This is a genomic window from Flavobacterium sp. (assembly GCF_049318185.1).
GTDB lineage: Bacteria > Bacteroidota > Bacteroidia > Flavobacteriales > Flavobacteriaceae > Flavobacterium.
This window is the reverse complement of sequence record NZ_JBMOGV010000208.1, coordinates 1-2,230: the sequence shown is the minus strand read 5'-3', so window position 1 is coordinate 2,230 and position 2,230 is coordinate 1. Positions and strand designations below refer to the sequence as shown.

3 protein-coding genes are annotated in these 2,230 nt (G+C 33.9%); all 3 read right to left on the bottom strand.

Annotated features, from left to right (window positions below):
• Positions 1 to 280 (bottom strand): hypothetical protein (locus ACOYLT_RS11610; protein WP_422854004.1); only part of this gene is annotated, 280 nt, incomplete at its 3' end.
• 117 nt (positions 281 to 397) lie between these two features.
• Entirely contained in the window at positions 398 to 955 is a 558-nt protein-coding gene (locus tag ACOYLT_RS11605) for a hypothetical protein (protein WP_422854003.1), read from the bottom strand.
• 162 nt (positions 956 to 1,117) lie between these two features.
• The gene (locus ACOYLT_RS11600) at positions 1,118 to 2,083 is read right to left on the bottom strand and encodes a hypothetical protein (RefSeq protein WP_422854002.1); all 966 of its coding nucleotides are present in this window, start codon (positions 2,081 to 2,083) and stop codon (positions 1,118 to 1,120) included.
• Positions 2,084 to 2,230: the final 147 nt, after the last annotated feature.

The window sequence follows — 2,230 nt, the reverse complement described above, 5'->3', positions numbered from 1 at the left end:
ATTTATTATCAATTGTTGTTATGCTGTCTATAAGTTCATAGTCGCCTTCCGTTAGTATTGGTTCTGTAAATCCGCTATGGTCCGCACCGATAATTTCTTGAACTGCATTTGAGTTGTTATAGCTCTTAATAAGTAGTTGTCGGAAATATGCCAGCTTAAACTGGTCAAGGTAAATTTTTTTATACTGTGCTTGAAGCGATTGCGTCCGACGGGTGCTATCACAAGAAACTGTTGTTAATGCAATAGTTAGCAAGATGGAATAAAAAAAGGGTCTTAGCATATATGAAAAGTGATAAAATGTTATTTTCTTGAATTAAACGATGTCTGTCTTGCTTGCATATAATGGAATGCGGCTTGGCGAAGGTGGTGATTTTACCACTATTTTTTGATACGTCTGTTATTCAACTTCTTTGTTTTTGTAGAAGGTGAATTTCTTTTTGCCAGTCCAATGATATTCACCAAAAACTTGAATTTGTGTCAAATGCTCTAAGTATCTGATATTACGTATTCTATTAAAAATTACATAGTCCATCTCCAAAAAATCTTTACAAAAATTATCCAAGTCAAAAATAGTCTGGTCAATTGCTTTGCCAATTTGAAAAATACTGTTTACTGGGTAATTGTCGAATGTGAGTTTTAAGGCTTCGCGTTGCCATTTTTCTAAAGGTGCAATTTTTTGTTTCCAATACCAGAGCGGAGCAATGTCAAATTGTGCTGTACTCACTTTGAAACCTGGTAGCCCGAGTACCGGATTGATGTTCCATGGATAATCGTGGAAATGAAAACCCATATGGTCTATATTAATATAGGCACCATCAGATCTGTTGAATGTGAAGACATCATGCGTATCGCTGTAATCGTGCATTGACAAATGAAACTGAAAACCAAACTTCAATAGGTATGGCGCTAATTTGACTTGAACCGACTTTAATAATTCTTCTCTTAACTCATTCATATGTCAATAATTATTAGTATCGGTTTACGTATTGGCGATGGTGGGGCATTTGATAAACGTCAGCCTTAAATTTGCACAAATGTTTAATAGAATTAGAAATGCGGAGTTTACAACTATCAGCCCCACTATTGCCAATACGATGTTAGCGGTTCGGGCTTTATTTTAAGGCATTCCATAATATTGTTTGATTAGTGTCGCTAAAGTATTAACTGATATACCTGTTGCAATTTTGCCAACCCCATTCAGCGATTTGTTAATTATTTTGGAAATCCATCCGTTTGATTTTTCTCCGAGTCTATTTTGTTCAATGTTTGGTTGTTCATCAGCTACAATTGTAGAAATTTCTTGAATGTCTTCTTTGTCAATTCCATGTTTTTCAAATTCAGATTGAAGTCTTAATATGTCGCCTCTGTAGAGTGACACATTATTTTCAATTTGATTTTCGCTTCCAGTGTTGATTACATTACCATCACCAGAATTATTGATTGTAGTATTCATTTGATGAATTATTGTTTTATTATTAATTTCAGATCTGTTGTTGAATGATTCAATTTCTATATCGTAGCCAAATTCTTCAGCAAGAGCCATTACAAAGTCTAATAACTTTGTACGAATTGAATTGGGAATTTCAACTACCAGACTTGAATTTGTTGTGAGTCGTGCTGCAATGACATCAATTTTTACATCACATTTGTAGAGCTTTCTTGCAGGCTCTTGGAGTATATATAAAAGTTCCATAGGAAAAGGTGTCGCTATGTAACCTGCCGAGTCTCCTTTGTGTGCATCTGTCGCAAGTTTTTCAACAACTGCAATACCTTCTTTTACGTAAACATATTCAAAAACAACCCTATATTTTTCGTCAATCATTGATACAGGTAATGGTTTATCTAAATGTTGATTGTAATATGCTTGAAAGTCAACCAAAAGTGTTCCTCTCGCTCTTCTATAATCGGGGATTAATCCTGGTTTGTCACGGTAACCATTAAGTTCATTCTGAGTAAACTCTATCAGTTCTTGGTTCTTAATCAACTTTCCAAAATAGTTCAATTTCATCAGTGGAGATGAAAGACTTCTGTCAGTATTAACTAAATCGTCAATAACTTCTTGTAGTAAAAATGTCTTTCTCATCTATATGATTTTTGTCGAGTGTTGTCCTTTAGCCTGATTGCTAAATATTTAGCATTTTATTTGCCTTTTTTCATAATGATTAAAACTAATATAAAAATGGCAAACAAAATGTAGTTGAGCGAAACCAATTTATGGGGATTTTAAAAT

Coding starts and splice junctions, on each gene's coding strand:
- ACOYLT_RS11605 (WP_422854003.1), bottom strand. CDS start 955: ATGAATGAGTTAAGAGAAGAATTATTAAAGTCGGTTCAAGTCAAATTA.
- ACOYLT_RS11600 (WP_422854002.1), bottom strand. CDS start 2,083: ATGAGAAAGACATTTTTACTACAAGAAGTTATTGACGATTTAGTTAAT.